This window comes from Nonomuraea sp. NPDC059194, from assembly GCF_042754765.1.
GTDB lineage: Bacteria > Actinomycetota > Actinomycetes > Streptosporangiales > Streptosporangiaceae > Nonomuraea.
The window spans coordinates 106,771-125,588 of the sequence record NZ_JBHZBH010000027.1; the positions used below are offsets into that span (position 1 = coordinate 106,771).

An 18,818-nucleotide genomic window follows, 5' to 3' on the forward strand; every position below is an offset into this window, starting at 1 on the left:
AGTCCATATGCTGAAGCACGCCCACGCAGGGGGAACGATCGACCACCCCCGTTCCTACGAGCTGCTGTCGTCCGTCGCCTTCCTGGGGCGGCGCAGGGAGATCTTCACGCGGATCGGGGCGCTGTCGGGCGCTCGTCCGGGCGACAGGGTGCTGGACGTCGGCTGCGGCACCGGCTACCTGAGCCGGATCCTCTCCCCGCTGATCGGCCCCACCGGTCAGGTGACGGGCGTCGACCCGTCGCCGCAGATGATCGGGTACGCCATGGAGCGCGCGCCCGGCAACTGCTCCTACGTGGTGGGCGAGGGCCAGGCGCTCGATCTGCCCGACGCCTCCTTCGACATCGTCGTCTCCAGCCTGGCCGTGCACCACATGCCCGTCGACGCGCGCGGCGAGGCCGTACGGGAGATGGCAAGGGTGCTGCGGCCGGGCGGCAGGCTGCTCATCGTCGAGTTCCGCCCGCCGACCGGCCGCCTCGGCGACCTGGTCGCCAGGTTCTGCGCGCGCCACGGCGTGGTGCACCGGCCGGAGGAACTGCTCGACGAGCTGATCCCCCAGGCGGGCTTCGACATCGACGCCAGGGGCACGCTGCCGCCCCTGCTGTACTACGTCAGAGCCGTGCTGAAACCGGAGTGAGCCAGCTCGGCGACCGCCGCCGCCACGGTGTCGACCTCCTCCTCGGTGTTGTAGTAGTGGGGCGACAGGCGCAGCGCCCACTCGACGTCCTTGTCCACGAAGTCGTACTGGGCGAACTCGCGGAAGCTGAGCGCCGAGTTGATGCCGCGCGCGTCCATCGCCTGCTTGAACGGCTGCGGCCGCCACCCCTTGATCTCGAAGGTGACCAGCGCGGCGGGGCTCGGCCCGCCGTCGAGGGTGCGGACGCCGGGGATGGCGGCCAGGCGTTCGCGCAGCCGCGCGCCGAGGGTGGGCGTGCGCAGGGAGATGGGTTCGAGGCCGACGGCCAGCGCGTAGCGGGCGGCGGCCGCGCACCCGAGCAGGGTGGAGTACGGGAACTCCCATTCCTCGAAGCGGGCGGCGGTGTCGACCGGCTGGTAGCGGTCGGCCTCGACCCAGCGCGCGCCGTACATGTCGATGAACAGCGGCTCGTAGCCCTCGCGCAGGACCCGGTCAGAGACGTAGAGGAAGCCCGAGCCGCGCGGCCCGCGCAGGAACTTGCGGCAGGTGGCGGTGAGCACGTCGCAGCCGATCTCCTCGACGTCGATCGGGTACTGGCCGACCGACTGGCAGGCGTCGACGAGGTAGAGCAGGCCGAGCTCGCGGCAGTGGCGGCCGATCTCGGCGATCGGCTGGACGAGACCGGAGTTGGTGGGCACGTGGGTGACGGCCACCAGCCTGGGACGGTGCTGCCGCATGAGCGCGGCCATCGCCTCGACATCGACGCCGCTGCCGTCGGCGTGGTCGGGGGCGTGCACGACCGTGACGCCGAAGCGCCTGCGCAGCGCCATGAAGGCGATCTGGTTGGAGATGAAGTCGTTGCGGGTGGTGAGGATGACGTCGTCTGCAACGAAGGGGATCGCCGACAGCGCCTTGGTGTAGGCGTGCGTGGCGCTTCCGGCGAAGGCGATGTTCTCCGGGCGGCAGCCGATGAGGTCGGCGATGGCCGCGTAGAAGTCGCGGACCTGCTCGGCCATGGCGGCCGACGCCTCGTAGCCGCCGATCGTCGCCTCCAGGTGCAGGTGGTCCAGCATGGCCTGGAGGACGGGGCGGGCCAGCAGGCCGCAGCCGGCGTTGTTGAAGTGGACGACCTTCTCGCACCCCGGCGTGTCGGCTCTCAGCGCCGCGAGGTCGAGAAGCGATTCTCCGGCTCGCACAGAAGCGCTTTCCATATCTCTCATGTTCTAGAGTAGCATTACCGCTTTTGTGATCTTGTCCGGAAATGTCGGACGGATGGGGTAGGTTCTCGGATCACTGATCGCCCACAAGCCGACAAGGCCGGAGGTCGAGGTCGTGAACGCGGACAGTCCCGCGTGGGAAGAACGCAGCGCGGTACGAGTGGTTCCGCCCGTCCAACCGCGCAAACTAGCCAAGGTGCCCTTCGTCGAACTGGCGGACGGGCGGCTGCAGGGCGTGGTGTCGAGCGGGTCCGACATCGCGCGGGTGTACGTCTCGTCGATCGCGGCGACGACCCACCACTTCAACTGCAGCACCAACAACAACCGCCCTTGCGGCGGCCTCTACGGCTCGCCCTGCAAGCACCTGAACGCACTCGTCGACGAGGCGATCGTGCAGTACGGCCTCGACCGGGTCGCCAGATACCTGCGCGTCGAGGTCGCCGAGGGTGAGCGCCTGATCAACAAGCTGGACGGCCAGCACGAGCCCGCTCCGGCGGCCATGGTCTTCAGCCGCTTCCTGCGCCACCTGGCCTACCTGGAAGTGCCGGAGTCCGTCACGCCCGTCCCCGAGATGCATTGGTTCCGTTGATGCGACTGGACGCTCCCCCGCAGGGAGTCGAAGAGACCCTCGAGGTCGTGACCGGGCTCGACGAGGCCCTGACGCACGGGCTCGCGCGGTCAGGAGGAGAGCGGCTGAAGGCGCTGGCGGGCGCGCTCGCCACGACGCCGATCGGCCCGCGCGTGGCCGAGGCGAGTGAGAAGATCGCCGCCGGCTCCGTCGCCGAGGAGCACCTGGCGGCGCTGGCAGGCGGCAGGTCCGCGCTGCTCGGCGCGGTCCACGACGCGCTGCTCGACCAGCTCGACACCGCGCTGGGCCGTACGCGCGCCCCTTATGTCGCCGGCGAGGGCGCCTCGAAGGCGAACGAGAGCTGCCGGTCGTGGCTGAGCGAGCTGGCGATCACCGGATGGCGCGGTGTCGACCACGACCTGGTCTCCGCCTCCTCCCAGCTCGTCGAGGGCCTGCTCGGCGATTCCGCCACGCGCCGCCTGGCCGTCCTGCTCGACGGGCTGGCCGCCGAGCTGAGCGCCTCCTCTCCCGTCGCGGCGATGGATCGCGTGCCCGCGCGGCGGTGGGCCGACCTGTGGTCGCGGGCCCTGCTGCTGTCGCAGGGCGGCTGGCCCGAGGCCGCGGCCGAGGAGGTGTCGGGGCGGCTGCTGATCCTCGGCGTCGAGGTGCAGGAGCACGGCACCGCCGTACAGGTGCAGGTCCACGGGGTGCTCGAGACGCAGGGGCGCAACCTGCTGGTACGCACCAGCGTGGTCGTCGCCAAGGTCGACACGATCGTCGGGCTCGCGCTCTGGCCGCTGCTCAGCGGGTACCCGATGCTGCTGAAGGCGCTGGCCGAGCAGCGTGCCGTCGAGGTCAGGGACCTGACGCTGCTGAGCGGCGGCGACCTGGTGTGGCAGGAGGACAGGGTCACCCTGGGGGAGGTCGCCGACCCGTTCGTGACGGCCAGGGTGGTGCTGCCGGAGGCGGTCGCGCCCGGTGTGGCGCCGCTGGAGCGGCATCCCGTGCGCATCGCCGAGCCGGTGCTGGTCGAGGGCAATCTCACCGACTACGTCATCGAGGGCGTGACCACCGCCGGACCGGTCACCGCCGAGCTGGCCGCGGGCGCCACGGCGTGCGTCGGGCTCATGCGCTGGGACGGCGGGCGCTGGATCCTGCAGCCGCTCGCGGTGCAGAAGGGCAAGAAGTTCCCGCACAACGCCGAGCTGGCGCTCAGCCCCAAGGCCGTCAAGGCGGGCGACGCCGTGACCGTGCTCAGGGAACGAGCGGGACGGCTGCTGCGCAAATGAGCGACGAGAACAGAAGGCAGGTCCTCTACTGGCGGCTGCTCGCGAGGGTGTTCGAGCCCGAGGAGCAGCCCTCGCTCGAGTCGTCGAGCGTCGCCATCGTGGACGACCTCGGGCTGCCCACCGCGCTGCTCGACCCGTCGATCTCGATCGACAACCTCGTGCAGCGCTTCCCCGAGCTGCGCGACCAGCTCGACAACCTCCACGACCTGGACAGCGTCCGCAAGGCGGCCCTGGTCAGCAAGCTGCTGCTCAACGTCTTCAACACCGGCTCCGGTACGGTCACCGCCACCCAGCTCGCCTCGTGGAAGAAGGACGCGGCCTGCTACCAGCAGGTGATCGGCGACGAGGCGGGCCAGCTCGGCCAGATCGAAGCCGACCTGGTCAAGCGCATGCACCTCAGGGAGGTGCTGAACGACCCCAACCTGGCCAAGCAGCTCACGCCGAGCATGTCGCTCATCGAGCAGCTGCTGCGCGACAAGGCCAACCTGTCGGGGGTCGCGCTCGCCAACGCCAAGGCGCTGATCCGCAGGTTCGTCGACGAGGTGGCGCAGGTGCTGCGCACCCAGGTCGAGAAGACCAGCACGGGCACGATCGACAGGTCGGTGCCGCCCAAGCGCGTCTTCCGCAACCTCGACATCGAGCGCACGATCTGGAAGAACCTCACCAACTGGAGCCCGGACGACGAGCGGCTGTACGTCGACCGCCTGTTCTACAAGCACACGGCCAAGAGGACGACACCCGCGAAGATGATCGTGGTGGTCGACCAGTCGGGCTCGATGGTCGACGCGATGGTCAACTGCACGATCCTCGCCTCGATCTTCGCCGGGCTGCCGAAGGTGGACGTCCACCTGGTCGCCTACGACACCCGCGCGCTCGACCTGACGCCGTGGGTGAACGACCCCTTCGAGGTGCTGCTGCGCACGACGCTGGGCGGCGGCACCAACGGGACGGTCGCGATGGCCCTGGCCAGGCCGAAGATCACCGATCCGCGCAACACCGTCATGGTGTGGATCTCCGACTTCTACGACAACCGGTCGCTGATCACCGACTTCGAGGCGATCCACCGCTCGGGGGTCAAGTTCATCCCCGTCGGTTCGGTGAACAGCTCGGGTCAAGCGAGCGTGGACCCCTGGTTCCGCCAGAAGCTCAAGGACCTGGGCACTCCGGTTATTTCCGGACATATCCGCAAACTTGTGTTCGAGCTCAAGAGCTTTCTCGCCTAGGAGATTTTGTTGCTGCGCGCCCCCGCTGAAACCAAGTACGCCGAAGAGCTCGACTACCTGGAGTCGATCGACAAAGGCCCCAAGCCGTTCTCGTGGCGGCTCAGCCCCCGCATGGTGCGGATCTTCGTGCTCGGCTCCGAGCGCTCCGACGGCCTCGACCGTGAGATCCCGCAGAAGTGGTTCGGCGACCGCAGCTTCGTCGAACGCGCCATCGTCACGCTGGCCTCCGACCGCGGTCTGCTGCTGATCGGCGACCCCGGCACCGGCAAGAGCTGGCTGGCCGAACTGCTGGCCGCCGCCGTCTGCCGTAACTCCACCCTGGTCGTGCAGGGTACGGCCGGCACCACCGAGGACCACATCAAGTACTCGTGGAACGTCTCCATGGTCATCGCCAAGGGCCAGTCCCGCGAGTCGATGATCCCCTCGCCGATCATGACGGCGATGGAGCAGGGCGTGATCGGCCGCTTCGAGGAGCTGACCAGGTCCACCAGCGACGTCCAGGACGCGCTCATCTCGATCCTGTCGGAGAAGTACGTCTCCATCCCTGAGCTCCCCGACGACGGCAACAGCGACAACATCGTCTTCGCCCAGCCCGGCTTCTCGATCATCGCCACGGCCAACAGCCGCGACAGGGGCGTCAACGACCTGTCCTCCGCGCTGAAGCGCCGCTTCAACTTCGTCCGCATCCCCGTCGTGACCAACAAGAACAGCGAGGCGGAGATCGTCCGCTTCCGCACGACGGAGCTGCTGCGCAGGCACCAGATCGAGCTGGAGGTGCCGCCCACGCTGCTGGACATCCTGCTGCAGAGCTTCGCCGACCTGCGCGCCGCCGCCGCCTCGGCCACCAGCGACGACCAGAAGCTGGAGTCGGCGCTGTCCACGGCGGAGCAGATCGGCGTGCTGGAGGACGCCATCCTGCACAGCAACTTCTTCGGCGACCGCGAGCTGCGGGCCCAGACGCTCGCCGGCTCGCTGGTCACCTCGCTGGCCAGGCGCAGCCCCGAGGACCTGGCCATCCTCAACAAGTACTTGCACGGGGTCGTCGAGCCGCGCAGCAAGAAGGACGGCGGCGAGTGGCCCGAGTTCCTGGAAGGCGGTCGTCAGGCGATCGCCACGCTCTCATGAGCGGACCCTTCGACCCGCTGCGCGACCAGCTCGCCGCGGCGGCCGAGGCCTTCTCGGGGAAGGCCTTCGCGGGAGACGGCATCCTGCCGGGAATGGTCGACGACGTCGAACGGGCCCTGGCCGAGGAGCTGGAGATCTTCCCCGTCTGCCACCACTCGCCGGCCTCAGGGCTGGCGATGGTGCGCAGGCTCAGGGAGAAGCAGCCCAAGGTCATCTACCTGGAGCTGTGCGAAGACCTGCGGCCCGTGCTCGACGAGCTGGTCAACTGCCGCCTGCCGGTGGCGTTGCAGGCCTTCGCCACCGAGATCGACGGCTTCCCGGCCGAGTGGTCGCCGCTGAGCGTGATCGCGCCCATCACCGAGGCGTCGGCCGAGTACCAGGCGATCGCCTACGCGCTCGAGACGCCCGGCGTCGAGATCGTGCTCGTCGACCGCTCGGTCGACCACGTCTTCCAGTGGGAGCCGCGCGAGCGGGACGACAAGAACAAGACGGTCGACACCGTGGGCGTCGAGATCGGCGACCTGCGCCCCCGCTTCGCCGAACTGGAGGAGCACCTGCTGCACCACGGCAAGGTGCGGCACTGGTCGGAGTGGTGGGACCAGTACGTCGAGCAGCCGCTGACCGGCGCGGACTACGACACCTACCGGCAGGTCATGGTGCTGATCGGCAGCCTGTTCCGGCGGCTGCGTCCCGACGGCACCTCGGTCGACGAGAACCGCGAGCGCTACATGTGGACCCGCATGCGCGAGCACCTGGCGGCCACCGGCGCCGACCCCTCGACCTGCCTGTACGTCTGCGGGGCCTTCCACGCCGCCAGCCCCGTGATGGGCGAGCACCTCGACATCAGCCCGCGCACCGAGACCCGATGGCTCTACGGGCTCATCCCGTCCAGCCACTCGCAGATCGAGCAGCAGTTCGGCCTCGCGCCGGGCTCGGTGTCGATCGCCGCCGCGACCTGGGACAAGTCGCTCAAGCGCACCGGCGTCACACCGTTCCAGCTTGGCAGCAAGCGCAAGGGCCGGGCCAAGCCGCCCGCCGCGCCCCAGCCGGTCGCCGACCGGCTGTCGGGCTTCCTGAAGCAGCCGCCCTCGCTCGACGGCTTCGACGAGGCCGAGCTGCTCGGCTGGTGCGTCGACATCGTACGGCTGGCCCGCCGCAACGGCTACCAGTCCAGCACCGCCGACGCCATCGCCGTGTACGAGACGTCGATCCTGCTGGCCGGCATGCGCAACAGGAAGCGGCCCACGCCGTACGACTTCCAGGACGCGGCCGTCACCTGCATCGAGAAGGACGTCGTGCCGGGCAGGCGCGACGTGCGGCGGCTGTGCGAGATCATGCTCGGCGGCGACAGGATCGGCCAGGTCGGCTACGACTCGCTGCCGCCGCTGGCCCGCGACATCCTCGACCGGCTCGCCCCGCTCGGGCTCGACCTGCAGAAGCGCACCATGTCCAGGGCGCTGCTGAACCTCGACGCCAACCCCGAGCTGGTGCCGTGCTCCGACCTGCTGTGGATGCTGCGCTATCTGCTGCCGGAGGGCGCGGTCAAGCCCATCATGGGCTCGCGCGTGCTGGGCGAGCGCTCCTTCCAGGAGAGCTGGGACCTGTGGCTGGGCAAGCACCAGCGCGACCTGATCGAGCTCGGCTACGAGGGCGTGACCGTCGAACAGGTGCTGGAGCAGCGGCTGCGCACGGCCGCGTGGGACCAGAAGGCGACCGCCGCCAAGGTGCTCGCCGCGGTCGAGGACTCCATCCTGTTCCTGGGCAGCCGCAGGTTCACCGACGAGCTCGGCGCGCGGGCGGTGGAGCTGCTGTCGGCCGAGCGGACCGTCGACGACGCGCCGGAGGTGCTGCGCAGGATCAGGCGGCTGCTGGCCTACTACCGGTCGGCGGGCCACGGCCTGCCCGCCTGGTGCGAGGCGTTCGTGACCGCGGGTTACGCGCACTACTGCACGCTGCTGCCCACCGCCTTCGTCGACGAGGAGTCGGGCGTCAGGCAGGTCGGCGCGATGCTCGGGTTCCTGTTCTCCATGGAGAGCCTGGCGCTGTCGCTGGGCTGCGACAGGGCGCAGCTGGAGCTGGCGGTGCAGCAGTCGCATCCCGAGGCTCCGGCCAAGGTGGCGCTGCTGTGGACGGCGAAGTTCCAGCTCGGCCTGCTGTCGATGGCGGGGCTGCGGGCGCTGACCGACGACCTGCTGGACAACCCGCTGGTCGTGCCGTCGGTGCCGCTCTACGTCTCCGGTTTCGTGCAGGCGCTGGAGTCGGCTCCCGTGCTGACGTCCTTCGTGGTCGAGGTGCTGTCCAACGCGTTCGGACGGCTGCCCGACGACGTGCTGCTGCCCTGGCTGCCGCAGCTGATCGGCGCCCTGCGCAAGGAGGCTCCTGAGCTGGTGCCCGCGCTGGTGCGCGAGGCGGGCCGTACCTTCCCCGGCACGCTGGCCGCGGTCGACGCGTGGGTGCCGCCGTGGTCGGCGCAGGCCGTACCGGCTCCGTCGGCGTCGGTGCCCCTCGTGGCGGGCCCGGTCAGCGACCTGCTGGCCGCGCACCCCGCGGCCACGGACGCCGTCGCCGCGGTGCTCGGCTGCTCGGGCGAGTGGCGGCAGGCGGGTGACGCGGCTGCGGGTGCGGGCGATGGGGCGGGGTACGGCGAGGTCGCGAGCCTGCTGGCCGCCCACCCCGAATCCGCCGACGCGCTCGCGGCCCTGCTCTAGGGGTGGGGCACCGGGCGAGCACACCGCGCACGCCCGGTGACCGCAGCGCGGCCAGGGCGACGGCGACGATGAGCGCCGCGCAGCCCAGCAGCGCGGGCGCGGACCCGATCGCGACGGCGACGGGCCCGGCCACCAGTAGTCCGATCGGGCCGAACATCAGCGAGCCCAGCGCGTCGTGGGAGGTGACCCACGACAGCGATGACGCCGGCCGTCCGCTGTGAGGTGGTTCCTGATAGCCGAATCACAGGCGTTAATGAGCTGTCGTCTGGGACTATCAGTGGGTGAAGCTTTCCGAGTCGACGCGGCGGAACGGTGTGCACTACAACCGGCCGCGGCGCGGGATGCCAAGATGCCGGTCCTCGTGGTCAAGACCGTCACCGGCCGATATCTGGCGCTCCAACGGGCCACCGAGCGGTGGAGGTGGACGATGACCTCGGGCGGGGACATGGCCGAGGTGCTCACCTCGTTTTGTGCCCGCCTGTACGGCCGCCGCTCAGCCGGACGCAGGGCACGCGCCGCGCTTCAGGCCGCGCGGGACGCTGCGTGACTCGCCACAGGCAGGGTGTCCGGTTCGAGTTGGCCCCCGACGCCGAGCAGGTTGTCCTCATGGGCCGCCACGCTGGGTTGTCTCGGGTGGTGGAGAACTTCTGCCTGGAGATCGTGCGCAAGATGTGGGCGCAGCGTAAGGCGGAGGAGTCCTACGGCATCACCGGCGACGGCCTGACCTCCGTGCCGTGGTCGGCCCCGGCGCTGGAGAAGGAATGGCGCGCCGCCCATCCGGAGCAGTTCCTGTGGTTCGGCGAGAACAGGATGTCTTCCCGTGTCCCCAAGGAAGCCTGCCGGGTGCGGGCGGCAGGGTTCGCCAACTACCTCGCCTCGAAGAAGGGCGAGCGCAAAGGCCCGCGCATGGGCTTCCCAAGGTGGCGCAAGCGTAAGCACGGTTCCCGCTTCCGCTACGACGCCGACCGTGCCAAGCCACTGGACGCCCGCACCGTCCGGCTGCCCGCGATCGGGGAGGTTGCGACCCGGGAGGACATGTCCTGGCTGGTTGACCGCCTGGCCCGAGGCGAGGCCCGGATACTCGGCGCCGCGATCCGGGAACAGGCCGGACGCTGGTGGATCTCCTTCCAGGTCGAAGTGGACCGGGACGAGATCAACAAGCGCCGTCAGGTCGACGCCGACGCCCCGGAATGCGGGATCGACCTGGGCCTGAAGACGTTCGCTGTCATCAAGAACAGCGACGGCACCATTGAGGAGATCGAGGCGCCGAAGCCGCTCAAGGCCGCGCAGCGCGCCTTGAAGCGGGCAAACCGCAAGCTCGCACGGACCGCCGAAGGCTCCAAGAACCGAGCCAAGGCCCGCAAGCGTGTCGGACAGCTGCACCTTCGGGTGGCCGACCGGCGCAGGGATTTCTTGCACAAGACCACCACCAGGCTGACGAGAACCAAGTCCGCCATCGCTGTGGAAACCCTCAACGTGCGAGGGATGGTCAAGAACCGCAGGCTGGCCCGCGCCATCTCCGACGCCGGGTTCGGCGAGTTCGTCCGCCAGCTCGGCTACAAGGCCGACTGGTACGGCTCGACCGTGTGGAAGGCCGGCCGCTGGTTCCCCTCGTCGAAGACGTGCGGGGACTGCGGCCGGATCAACCGGGGACTCGTCCTGGCTGACCGGAGCTGGGTGTGTCCGGGTTGCGGCGTGTTGCATGACCGGGAAGAGAACGCGGCGGGAAACCTCCTCGCCGCGATGCTCGCCGACCGGGCTGCTTGACATCGGAACCCTCGCCGGGAAGTTCCCCGGAGAGGAGAAACGCCTCGTGGAGACCACGTAAGACCTCACTCTCCGGTGTTGGCAGCGGTCGATGAAGCAGGAAGGGTCTCGGTGTGAGAATCACTGAGATTCACGCAACGGACTACTTGAAGCCGCGAAGACGCAGGCTGTTGGTGACGACGAAGACACTGGAGAAGGCCATCGCGGCACCGGCGATCATCGGGTTGAGCAGCCCGAGCGCGGCTAGCGGGAGCGCCGCCACGTTGTAGGCGAAGGCCCAGAACAAGTTGCCCTTGATCGTGGCGAGCGTCCTGCGCGAGAGCCTGATCGCGTCGGCGGTCACCCGCAGGTCGCCGCGGACCAGCGTGAGGTCGGAGGCCTCGATCGCCGCGTCCGTGCCGGTGCCCATCGCCAGGCCCAGGTCGGCCTGGGCGAGCGCGGCGGCGTCGTTGACGCCGTCACCCACCATGGCCACCGACTTGCCCTCTGACTGCAGCCGCTTGACCACGTCGACCTTGTCGGCGGGCAGGACGTCGGCGATCACCTCGTCGATGCCCACCTCCGCCGCCACCGTCCTGGCGACCTTCTCGTTGTCGCCGGTGAGCAGCACAGGGGTCAGGCCCAGCGCCCGCAGCTGCTGGATCGCCTCCTTGGAGGTCGGCTTGACGACGTCGGCCACGACGAGGACCGCGCGCGCCTTGCCGTCCCAGCCGACCGCCACTGCGGTACGGCCGGCCTCCTGCTCCCGCTCCAACGCCTCGGTCAGCTCCTCGGGAAGGTGCTGCGACCACTCGGCCAGCAGCCTCGGGCGGCCGACGAGCACGGCGTGCCCGTCGACGACGCCCTGGACGCCCAGCCCCTCGACGTTGGCGAAGTCCTCCACCGTCGCGTCGGACTGCGCGGCCCTGGCGATCGCCTGGGCGATCGGGTGCTCGGAGGCGTGCTCCAGCGCTCCCGCCAGCCGCAGCACCTCCTCGCGGTCCTCGCCCTCGGCCAGGTGGACGGCGGTCAGCGTCATCTTGCCCTCGGTGACCGTGCCGGTCTTGTCCAGGACGACCGTGTCGATCTTCCTGGTCGACTCGAGCACCTCGGGGCCCTTGATCAGGATGCCCAGCTGCGCGCCCCTGCCCGTGCCCACCAGCAGCGCGGTCGGCGTGGCCAGACCCAGCGCGCACGGGCAGGCGATGATCAGTACGGCGACCGCCGCGGTGAAGGCCGCGCCCGCGCCGCCGCCGGTGCCCAGCCAGAAGCCGAGCGTGCCGAGCGCCAGGGCGATCACGATCGGGACGAAGATGCCGGAGATCCGGTCGGCCAGCCGCTGGACCTCGGCCTTGCCGGTCTGCGCGTCCTCCACCAGCTTGGCCATCTGGGCCAGCTGGGTGTCGGCGCCCACCTTCTCCGCCCTGACGACCAACCGGCCGCCCGCGTTGACCGTCGCGCCGACGACGCGGTCGCCGGGCCGCACCTCGACGGGCACGGACTCGCCGGTCAGCATCGAGGCGTCGACCGCGCTCGAACCCTCCTCGATCACACCGTCCGTGGCGATCTTCTCGCCCGGCCGGACGACGAAGCGGTCGCCGACCTTGAGCCGCTCGGCCGGGACGCGCCGCCCGTCGACCAGCTCCACGTCCTTGGCGCCCAGCTCCAGCAGCGCCCGTAGCGCGGCGCCCGCCTTGCGCTTCGACCTGGCCTCGAAGTAGCGGCCGGCCAGGATGAACGCGGTCACGCCCGCCGCGGCCTCGAGGTAGATGTTGCCCGAGCCGTCGGTCCTGGCGATCGTGAAGTCGAACGGGTGCGTCATGCCGGGCGTGCCGGCCGTACCGAGGAACAGCGCCCACACCGACCACGCGAAGGCCGCCAGCGTGCCGATGGAGACCAGCGTGTCCATGGTGGCCGCGCCGTGGCGCAGGTTCGTCCAGGCGGCCTTGTGGAACGGCCAGCCCGCGTAGGTCACGACCGGTGCGGCCAGCGTCAGCGACAGCCACTGCCAGAACGTGAACTGCAGCGGCGGGATCATCGCCATCGCGATCACCGGCACGGCCAGGACCACGGAGGTGATCAGCCGGTTGCGCAGCGGCCTCAGCTCGTCGACCTCCTCCGCCTGCTGCCCCTCGGCCTTCGCCTGGGGGAGTTCGGCGGTGTATCCCGCCGACTCGACGGTGGCGATCAGCTGCTGCGGGTCCACTCCTGCGGGGAAGGTGACCTTCGCCTTCTCGGTGGCGTAGTTGACCGTGGCGGTCACGCCCTCCATCTTGTTGAGCTTGCGCTCGATCCTGTTGGCGCAGGAGGCGCAGGTCATGCCGCCGATCGAGAGTTCGACGGCTGTCTCGGTGGCCATCAGCTTCTCCTTCCGGCTGCCTCTAGTGGCCGTGGGGCTCGGCGGGGTGGGTGCTGGGGGTGGTGCTCGGTGCGGTGCTGGGTGCAGTGCTGGGGGTGGCGCTCGGTGTCGCGGTCGCGTCGGTGGCCTTGACGGTGAACGCGGCCGTGCGGACCTTGTCCTGATGCTTGAAGTCGAGGAACAGACGATAGTCGCCCCTGCTGGGCACCTCGGCGTGGAAGGTGAGGCTGTTCTCCTCCGGGTGCACGTGGAGGTAGGCGAGGTCGCCCGCGCGCAGCGCCACCAGGTGGCCTAGCGCGCCGAGGTAGGGCTGCACGTCGGTGACGGGCTTGCCGTCCTTGGCGACCGACAGCGTCAGCTTGCTGGACTTCCCCGGCACCAGGTCACCCGCGAGGGTCACGGTGTACCCGTCGACCTCGGCGGTACGGCTGACCGCGGGGAGCGGCTTCGGCGCGAACTCGCCGGCGGCGAACAGGTCGGTGCCGAGCGTCATCGCGCTGGCCCCGGTGGGGAGGATGTCGGCGTAGGCCCGGTAGACGCCCGCCTCGGGGAGGGTGAGCTTGACCGTCCAGACGCCGTCGGCGCCCTCCTCGGGGTGGAGGTGCTGGAAGGTGTTCAGGTCGCGGGAGACGACGATGAAGTGGACCTTCTTCTCGTGCTGGACGTCGAAGGCGGTGACCGGCTTGCCGTCAGGGCCCGTGACGGTGAAGCTGAAGTCGGTCGGCTCCCCGGCCTTGAGCGTGTTGGTGGCCGGGGTGAACGTGTAGCCGTTCTCGGACACCTGGAGCCCCCCGGGGGTATCCTCACTCTTGGCAGCAGTGGCGGTGGCGGTGGCGCTGGTGGAGTGGCCGCCGTCTTCGTGGCCTGCGGCTTCTTCCTGGCCCCCGGGTTCGGTGGCCGTGGTCCCGGTGCTTGTGGTCCCGCGGTCTGCGGTCTCGGTGTGGCCTGTCGTTGCTGTCGTTTCGCCGTGGGCGGCCGACTCGGTGTGGGTGGTCGCCTTGGGGGGCGTGCCGACCTCGCCTACCGCGCTGCCCACGCCCAGGGCCGCGCCGAAGACGACGGCAAGGCCCAGGACGTAGGCGCCGAGCTTGGTGGGGGTGTTCATGACTGATGCGCCACTTCGTATCCGGCCGCCTCGACGGCGGCGACGATCTGGGACTCCTCGACGGGGGCGGCGCTCTCGACGGTCAGCAGCCCTGTCGCCAGGTCCACCTCGACACCCGTCACGCCCGCGACCTCGCCGACCTCTTCCTTCACCGAGCTGACGCAGTGGCCGCAGGTCATGCCCTTGACGGTGTAGGTGGCGGTGCTCATGTCATATCTCCCTGTCACTGTGTTTTCTGCGGTCTTCTTCGGATACGGGTCTCGGTCAGGATCGGACGAGTCGCGCGATCGCGTCGGTGGCTTCCTTGACCTTCGCCTCGGCCTCGGGGCCGCCCTTCAAGGTGGCCTCCGCGACGCAGTGGGCGAGATGCTCCTCCAGGAGGGAGATGGCGAAGGACTGGAGCGCGCTCGTGGCGGCCGACACCTGGGTGAGGATGTCGATGCAGTACTTGTCGTCCTCGACCATCCGCTGCAGGCCTCTGGCCTGGCCCTCGATCCGGCGCAGGCGCCGGAGGTGGTCTTGCTTGGTGCCGGTGTATCCAGCCATGGTCCTCGCCTCCCTCTTCACCGAGTATAACACCGTACCCCCCTAGGGTATTCCACGGGCCTGGGTTTCCGGCTGCTGCTTTTCGACTGGCCTGGCCCTTGGGATCGCCTCAGGATGTTGGCCTTGGGGCTTGGGGGCTGCGCCTTGGGGCTTTTGGGCTTCCTCAAGCCGTTGGGGTGCTTGGGCTTTGGGGCCTTCCGTTGGGGTGCCCGGCCCCGTGCGCTCGGTGAGGCGTATCCCTCGACAGAGGCCGGCCCCGTGCTCGGGGTGGCGCGGGGGCCGGCCTGCCGTACGGACGATGACAGTGGCTCGGACGGTCACACACCCGCGGGCTCCTGCGGAGCCCGCGCGGGGCGGCGCATGAGCGCCAGCGTGAGCAGGGCGCCCACCGCGGCCACCGCCCCCGCGCCGACGAAGGCGGCGTCGAAGCCGTCCTCGCGCGACGTGGCGATCGCGGTCATGACCGCCAGGCCCAGCGCCGACCCCACGTTGTAGGTGGTGTTGACGATGCCCGACGCCAGCCCGCTCTCCTCCGGCGCCACCCCCGACAGCGCCGACATCATCGCCGGGATGTACGCCAGCGACATGCCGACCGCCGCCACCAGGCTCGCGGGCAGGAACGCCGACCCGCTGAAGGCCAGAGCGGCCGTCCCGACCGCCAGCACACCCAGGCCGAGCACGATCAACGGCTTGGCGCCGAACCGGCCCAGCAGCCGCGCGGTGATCCCGATCATGAAGATCATCACGGCGATCGTCATCGGCAGCAGCGCGGCCCCGCTGGCGAAGGCGCCATAGCCGAGGTCCTGCTGCAGGAACAGGTTCAGGAAGTACCACATCGGGATCCACGCGGCGCCGAGCAGCGCCATGGCCAGGTTCGCGGGGGCGAGACCGGGCGTGCGCCAGATCTTCAGCGGCATGAGCGGCTCACGGGCGCTGCGCTGCCTGATCAGGAACACCGCGAGCAGCACGATCGCGGCGGCCGCCTCGATCAGCGGCGCGCGCTCCGCGGCCTGGACGATCGCGTAGACGGCCAGGGCGATGCCGCCCGTGACGGTGACCGCGCCGAGCACGTCCACCGAGCCGCGCTTGCCCTCCGTCGCCGGCAGCAGCGCGGGGATGGCGGCCAGCGTGATCAGGCCGATCGGGATGTACACGATGAACACCCACGGCCAGCTGAGCCACTCGGTGATCACGCCGCCGAGGAACACGCCCGCCGTGCCGCCCGCCGGGGCCGCCGCGCCGTACAGGGCCATGGCCTTGCCCAGCTCGCGAGGGTTGCCGCCGAACAGCATCATCAGCAACGTCATCGCGGCGGGCGCGATCAGCGCCCCGCCGACGCCCTGGATGGCGCGGCCGAGGATCTCCACCCATGCGGTGCCCGCGGCGGCGGCCACGACCGAGCCTGCCGTCAGGATCACCCAGCCGGTCGAGAAGATTTTGCGGGCGCCGAACAGGTCCGACAGGCGTCCGCCGAGCAGCAGCAGCCCGCCGAACGCGACGACGTAGGCGTTGAACACCCACTGCAGTCCGCCCTGAGTGAACCCGAGGTCGCGCTGCATCTCGGGGAGGGCGACGCCGATGATCGACGTATCCATGATCACCATGAACTGCGCGGCGGCGAGCACGACGAGCGCCCACCACCTCCGTGATTGCGACATGGTCGTTCCCTTCCGGCTCTGATACCCCCAATGGGTATCTCTGAACGGCGGAGAACGTAACATACCCCCTAGGGGTTTGCAAAGAGGTGTCCAAGATGGGACGCGAAGCCGATCCGCCTCGCCGTTGGCGACGTCGTATCGGAAGATTGGGTAGAACTGGATAGGTCCGCACCCGGGGGAGCATCGCGAAGCCTTGCTAGGCTGCCTTGCAACCGTTGCAACCGGGCGTTGTCTCACCCCGGCAGGTGAGACCGTCGAAGAAGTGGGGTCACACCGTGAAGAAGCTGCTCGTTCTGGCGCTGCTCGCCCTCGGGGGGCTGCTGATCTGGCGTAAGGTGCAGGCCGACCGCGCCGAGCTCGATCTTTGGACCGAGGCGACCGGCAGCGAGAACTAACGATCGTGGCGACGAGGGTATGACCGAGTCCGGCCCCATCAAGCTGGTCTGTCTCGACCTCGCCGGCACCACGATCGGCGACATCGCCACGGTCGAACGAGCTTTCGCCGAGGCGATCGCCACCCAGGGCATCGTCCCAGGGACCGGTGCGTACGCGCGGGCCATGGTCCACGTGCACCGGTCCCGCGGGTGCCCCAAGATCGATGTCTTCCGCGGGATCTTCCCCGGCAACGAGGCCCAGGCGCAGGCCGCCAACCTGACGTTCGAGCGCTCCTACGAGGGTGCCATCGAGCGGGCAGGTCTCGTTCCCGTGCCTGGAGTCGTCGAGTCCCTCGACAAGCTCAGGGGCTCAGGGGTGCACATCGCGCTGATCACCGGCTTCAGCCGTACCACCCTGAGCAGGGTCCTTGGCGTGCTCGGCTGGCACGACAAGATCGACCTGGCCATCAGCCCCGAAGACGCGGGCCGCGGCCGTCCATGGCCCGACATGGTGCTTCACGCGGTGCTCAGGCTGAGCGTCGAGGACGTACGCCAGGTAGCCGTCGTCGGCGACTCCGAGAACGACATGCTCGCCGGACGGCGCGCCGGCGCCTCGATGGTCGCGGGGGTCATGACCGGCGTCCACAGCAGAGACCGCCTGCTGAAGGGCGGCGCCACGCACATTCTCGACTCGCTGGCCGAGTTCCCCGAACTGATCCTCGGCGGCGAGCGCAAGATCGCGGTTAGTCACTCTCCGTAGTCGGGTAAGTCGCGTGGCGACGGACTTATCCTGTGAGAGGTACTCCATGCGTCTTTCGCACGCCCTTGCCCTGCTTACCGCCGGTGGCGCCTGCCTTTTCGCCGTACCCGCCCACGCGGGCCCCACGCCCTCCTACGCGTGCCACGACCTCGAGAAGGATGCGGCCGCCTCCGCCGTCATGGGCGTGTGGTGCGAGTCGCACGACGGAGCGCCCACCGAGGGAGAGATCGGCACCGAGTTCAGGATCGTCGCGAACGGCGGCGAGCGGGAGCCCGGCTACATCTGCAGGGTTCCGCCGGGGAGAAGTGCTTCCGGGTACGCCGGCGGTTACCCTGGCGCGATCATCGGCGTTTCCTGCAGCGAGGACTCCGCCCAGCCCTCATCCCGCACGCAGGCCGCACCTCTCTGGGCGCCCCAGGCCGCGCCTCTCTGGGCGCCCCAGGCACAGCTCCTGCCCCCGGCACAGCCCGCCCTCCAACCGCGGCCCGCACCCAAGGTAAGGCCCGCACCCAAGGTGAGGAGGCCAGCACCCCAAGTACCGCCCGCGCCCGAGGTACCGCCCGCGCCCGAGGTACCGCCCGCGCCCCAGACATGGTCTGACACCCCACGGACCGGCCTCATCCACGACACGCTCGAGATGATCTTCAGGTAGCCGGCCGGTTGCCGCTCCCTGGCACTGGGCCATTCGGCGGGCCATGCGCGGGCACTACGCAGGCCGTTCGCGGACCGTTCGCGAGCCGTTCGTCCCGGAGCAGCCGTGCCGCCGCCCGAGTGGCGACACGGCTGCCCATGGGGGCGGTGGAAGCGTGGGAGGCACGTCGGGTGGCGAGAGCCCGTATGCTGTTGCTACGGTGTACAGCCGAGGCTGTCCGACCAGACTGGCGATGTGCAGGTCAGACAGCGTTTCAGGGGCCTTAGCTCAGTTGGCAGAGCGCCTGCTTTGCAAGCAGGATGTCAGGAGTTCGAATCTCCTAGGCTCCACCCATAACGGCATGGTCCTCGCCTTGGCGCGCTTCGCGCGTGGGGCTCGGGCTGTGACATCGGGGGGCGTGGCCCCCCGAACCCCCACCTTCAAAAGCTCGGGCCTCGCCCATGGGGCGCTTCGCGCCTTTGGGCTCGGGCTGTGTTTCCTCGGGGGCAGGCCCCCGAACCCCCGGCGAGGGGCGCTGCCCCTCGCGCTCCCCGACCGTGGCCCGCTTGGCGAGTCGAGCCATTCGATGGATGTAGAGCCGACACCCGCCTTCACCAAGTCACGGTCGATGCGTAGAGAATGAGGTGGTTGGGCGTCGTCGCTGCGTGACGTCAGGCCGCTATGTATCAACGTCGTTTCCGCTCGAGGGAGCCCGGTCAGTGTGGGTGCCTTGAATGACCCTGCCCTATAGCCATGAGCGTCGAGCACGGCTTAACTCACCTAGTACGGCAGCCGCCATTCGTTAGTTGAGCTGGGCGTATGCGGTAGTGAGGCGGGCGCGCCGGTGGAACCAGCGGGCTCGGGCTTGGTGTCGC

At 69.7% G+C, this 18,818-nt stretch carries 16 protein-coding genes, 1 tRNA gene and 1 pseudogene; 12 read left to right on the plus strand and 6 right to left on the minus strand.

Annotated features, from left to right (window positions below):
- Positions 1-7: 7 nt before the first annotated feature.
- Positions 8-634, plus strand: a complete 627-nt coding sequence (locus ACFXJ8_RS29230) for a class I SAM-dependent methyltransferase (protein WP_379647176.1) — start codon at positions 8-10, stop codon at positions 632-634.
- Here ACFXJ8_RS29230 and ACFXJ8_RS29235 read toward each other — a convergent pair.
- Positions 604-1,845 (minus strand): aminotransferase class V-fold PLP-dependent enzyme, encoded by a 1,242-nt coding sequence (locus ACFXJ8_RS29235; RefSeq protein WP_379647177.1) that lies wholly within the window; start codon positions 1,843-1,845, stop codon positions 604-606. The genes ACFXJ8_RS29230 and ACFXJ8_RS29235 overlap by 31 nt on opposite strands.
- Before the next feature lie 202 nt (positions 1,846-2,047).
- Between ACFXJ8_RS29235 and ACFXJ8_RS29240 the strand changes: the two genes are divergently transcribed.
- The 8 genes and pseudogenes from ACFXJ8_RS29240 to ACFXJ8_RS29275 all read left to right on the plus strand — a co-directional run bounded on the left by ACFXJ8_RS29240 (position 2,048) and on the right by ACFXJ8_RS29275 (position 10,531).
- A complete protein-coding gene (locus ACFXJ8_RS29240; RefSeq protein WP_379647178.1) occupies positions 2,048-2,440 on the plus strand; it encodes a hypothetical protein in 393 nt (130 codons plus the stop codon).
- The gene (locus tag ACFXJ8_RS29245) at positions 2,440-3,708 is read left to right on the plus strand and encodes a hypothetical protein (RefSeq protein WP_379647179.1); all 1,269 of its coding nucleotides are present in this window, start codon (positions 2,440-2,442) and stop codon (positions 3,706-3,708) included. Before ACFXJ8_RS29240 ends, ACFXJ8_RS29245 begins: the two co-directional genes overlap by 1 nt.
- Positions 3,705-4,931, plus strand: a complete 1,227-nt coding sequence (locus tag ACFXJ8_RS29250; protein WP_379647180.1) for a VWA domain-containing protein — start codon at positions 3,705-3,707, stop codon at positions 4,929-4,931. Before ACFXJ8_RS29245 ends, ACFXJ8_RS29250 begins: the two co-directional genes overlap by 4 nt.
- Positions 4,932-4,940: 9 nt before the next feature.
- A complete protein-coding gene (locus ACFXJ8_RS29255; protein ID WP_379647181.1) occupies positions 4,941-6,056 on the plus strand; it encodes an AAA family ATPase in 1,116 nt (371 codons plus the stop codon).
- Positions 6,053-8,764, plus strand: a complete 2,712-nt coding sequence (locus tag ACFXJ8_RS29260; RefSeq protein WP_379647182.1) for a DUF5682 family protein — start codon at positions 6,053-6,055, stop codon at positions 8,762-8,764. The genes ACFXJ8_RS29255 and ACFXJ8_RS29260 overlap by 4 nt, the downstream gene beginning before the upstream one ends.
- A gap of 2 nt (positions 8,765-8,766) precedes the next feature.
- Entirely contained in the window at positions 8,767-8,985 is a 219-nt protein-coding gene (locus ACFXJ8_RS29265) for a hypothetical protein (protein ID WP_379647183.1), read from the plus strand.
- A gap of 199 nt (positions 8,986-9,184) precedes the next feature.
- Positions 9,185-9,311 (plus strand): annotated as a pseudogene (locus ACFXJ8_RS29270) (IS607 family transposase); the annotation flags it as partial.
- Between the two features lie 29 nt (positions 9,312-9,340).
- The gene (locus tag ACFXJ8_RS29275; protein WP_379647184.1) at positions 9,341-10,531 is read left to right on the plus strand and encodes an RNA-guided endonuclease InsQ/TnpB family protein; all 1,191 of its coding nucleotides are present in this window, start codon (positions 9,341-9,343) and stop codon (positions 10,529-10,531) included.
- A gap of 142 nt (positions 10,532-10,673) precedes the next feature.
- Here the strand turns inward: ACFXJ8_RS29275 and ACFXJ8_RS29280 are convergent, their stop codons facing one another.
- From ACFXJ8_RS29280 to ACFXJ8_RS29300, 5 genes are all read right to left on the minus strand, one after another.
- Positions 10,674-12,869: a heavy metal translocating P-type ATPase gene (locus ACFXJ8_RS29280; protein WP_379647185.1), complete on the minus strand. Its 2,196-nt coding sequence runs from the start codon at positions 12,867-12,869 to the stop codon at positions 10,674-10,676.
- A 22-nt stretch (positions 12,870-12,891) separates the two neighbouring features.
- A complete protein-coding gene (locus ACFXJ8_RS29285) occupies positions 12,892-13,974 on the minus strand; it encodes a hypothetical protein (RefSeq protein WP_379647186.1) in 1,083 nt (360 codons plus the stop codon).
- Entirely contained in the window at positions 13,971-14,183 is a 213-nt protein-coding gene (locus ACFXJ8_RS29290; protein WP_379647187.1) for a heavy-metal-associated domain-containing protein, read from the minus strand. Before ACFXJ8_RS29290 ends, ACFXJ8_RS29285 begins: the two co-directional genes overlap by 4 nt.
- A 55-nt stretch (positions 14,184-14,238) precedes the next feature.
- A complete protein-coding gene (locus tag ACFXJ8_RS29295) occupies positions 14,239-14,520 on the minus strand; it encodes a metal-sensitive transcriptional regulator (RefSeq protein WP_379647188.1) in 282 nt (93 codons plus the stop codon).
- Positions 14,521-14,837: 317 nt separating this feature from the next.
- A complete protein-coding gene (locus tag ACFXJ8_RS29300) occupies positions 14,838-16,178 on the minus strand; it encodes an MFS transporter (protein WP_379647189.1) in 1,341 nt (446 codons plus the stop codon).
- A 275-nt stretch (positions 16,179-16,453) separates the two neighbouring features.
- Here ACFXJ8_RS29300 and ACFXJ8_RS29305 point away from each other — a divergent pair, with 275 nt between their 5' ends.
- The 3 genes from ACFXJ8_RS29305 (at position 16,454) to ACFXJ8_RS29315 (ending at position 18,293) form a co-directional block, all read left to right on the plus strand.
- A complete protein-coding gene (locus ACFXJ8_RS29305; protein ID WP_240506072.1) occupies positions 16,454-16,573 on the plus strand; it encodes a DLW-39 family protein in 120 nt (39 codons plus the stop codon).
- A 19-nt stretch (positions 16,574-16,592) separates the two neighbouring features.
- A complete protein-coding gene (locus tag ACFXJ8_RS29310; protein WP_379647190.1) occupies positions 16,593-17,312 on the plus strand; it encodes an HAD-IA family hydrolase in 720 nt (239 codons plus the stop codon).
- Between the two features lie 908 nt (positions 17,313-18,220).
- Positions 18,221-18,293 (plus strand) — tRNA-Ala (locus tag ACFXJ8_RS29315).
- The last annotated feature ends 525 nt before the right edge of the window (positions 18,294-18,818 follow it).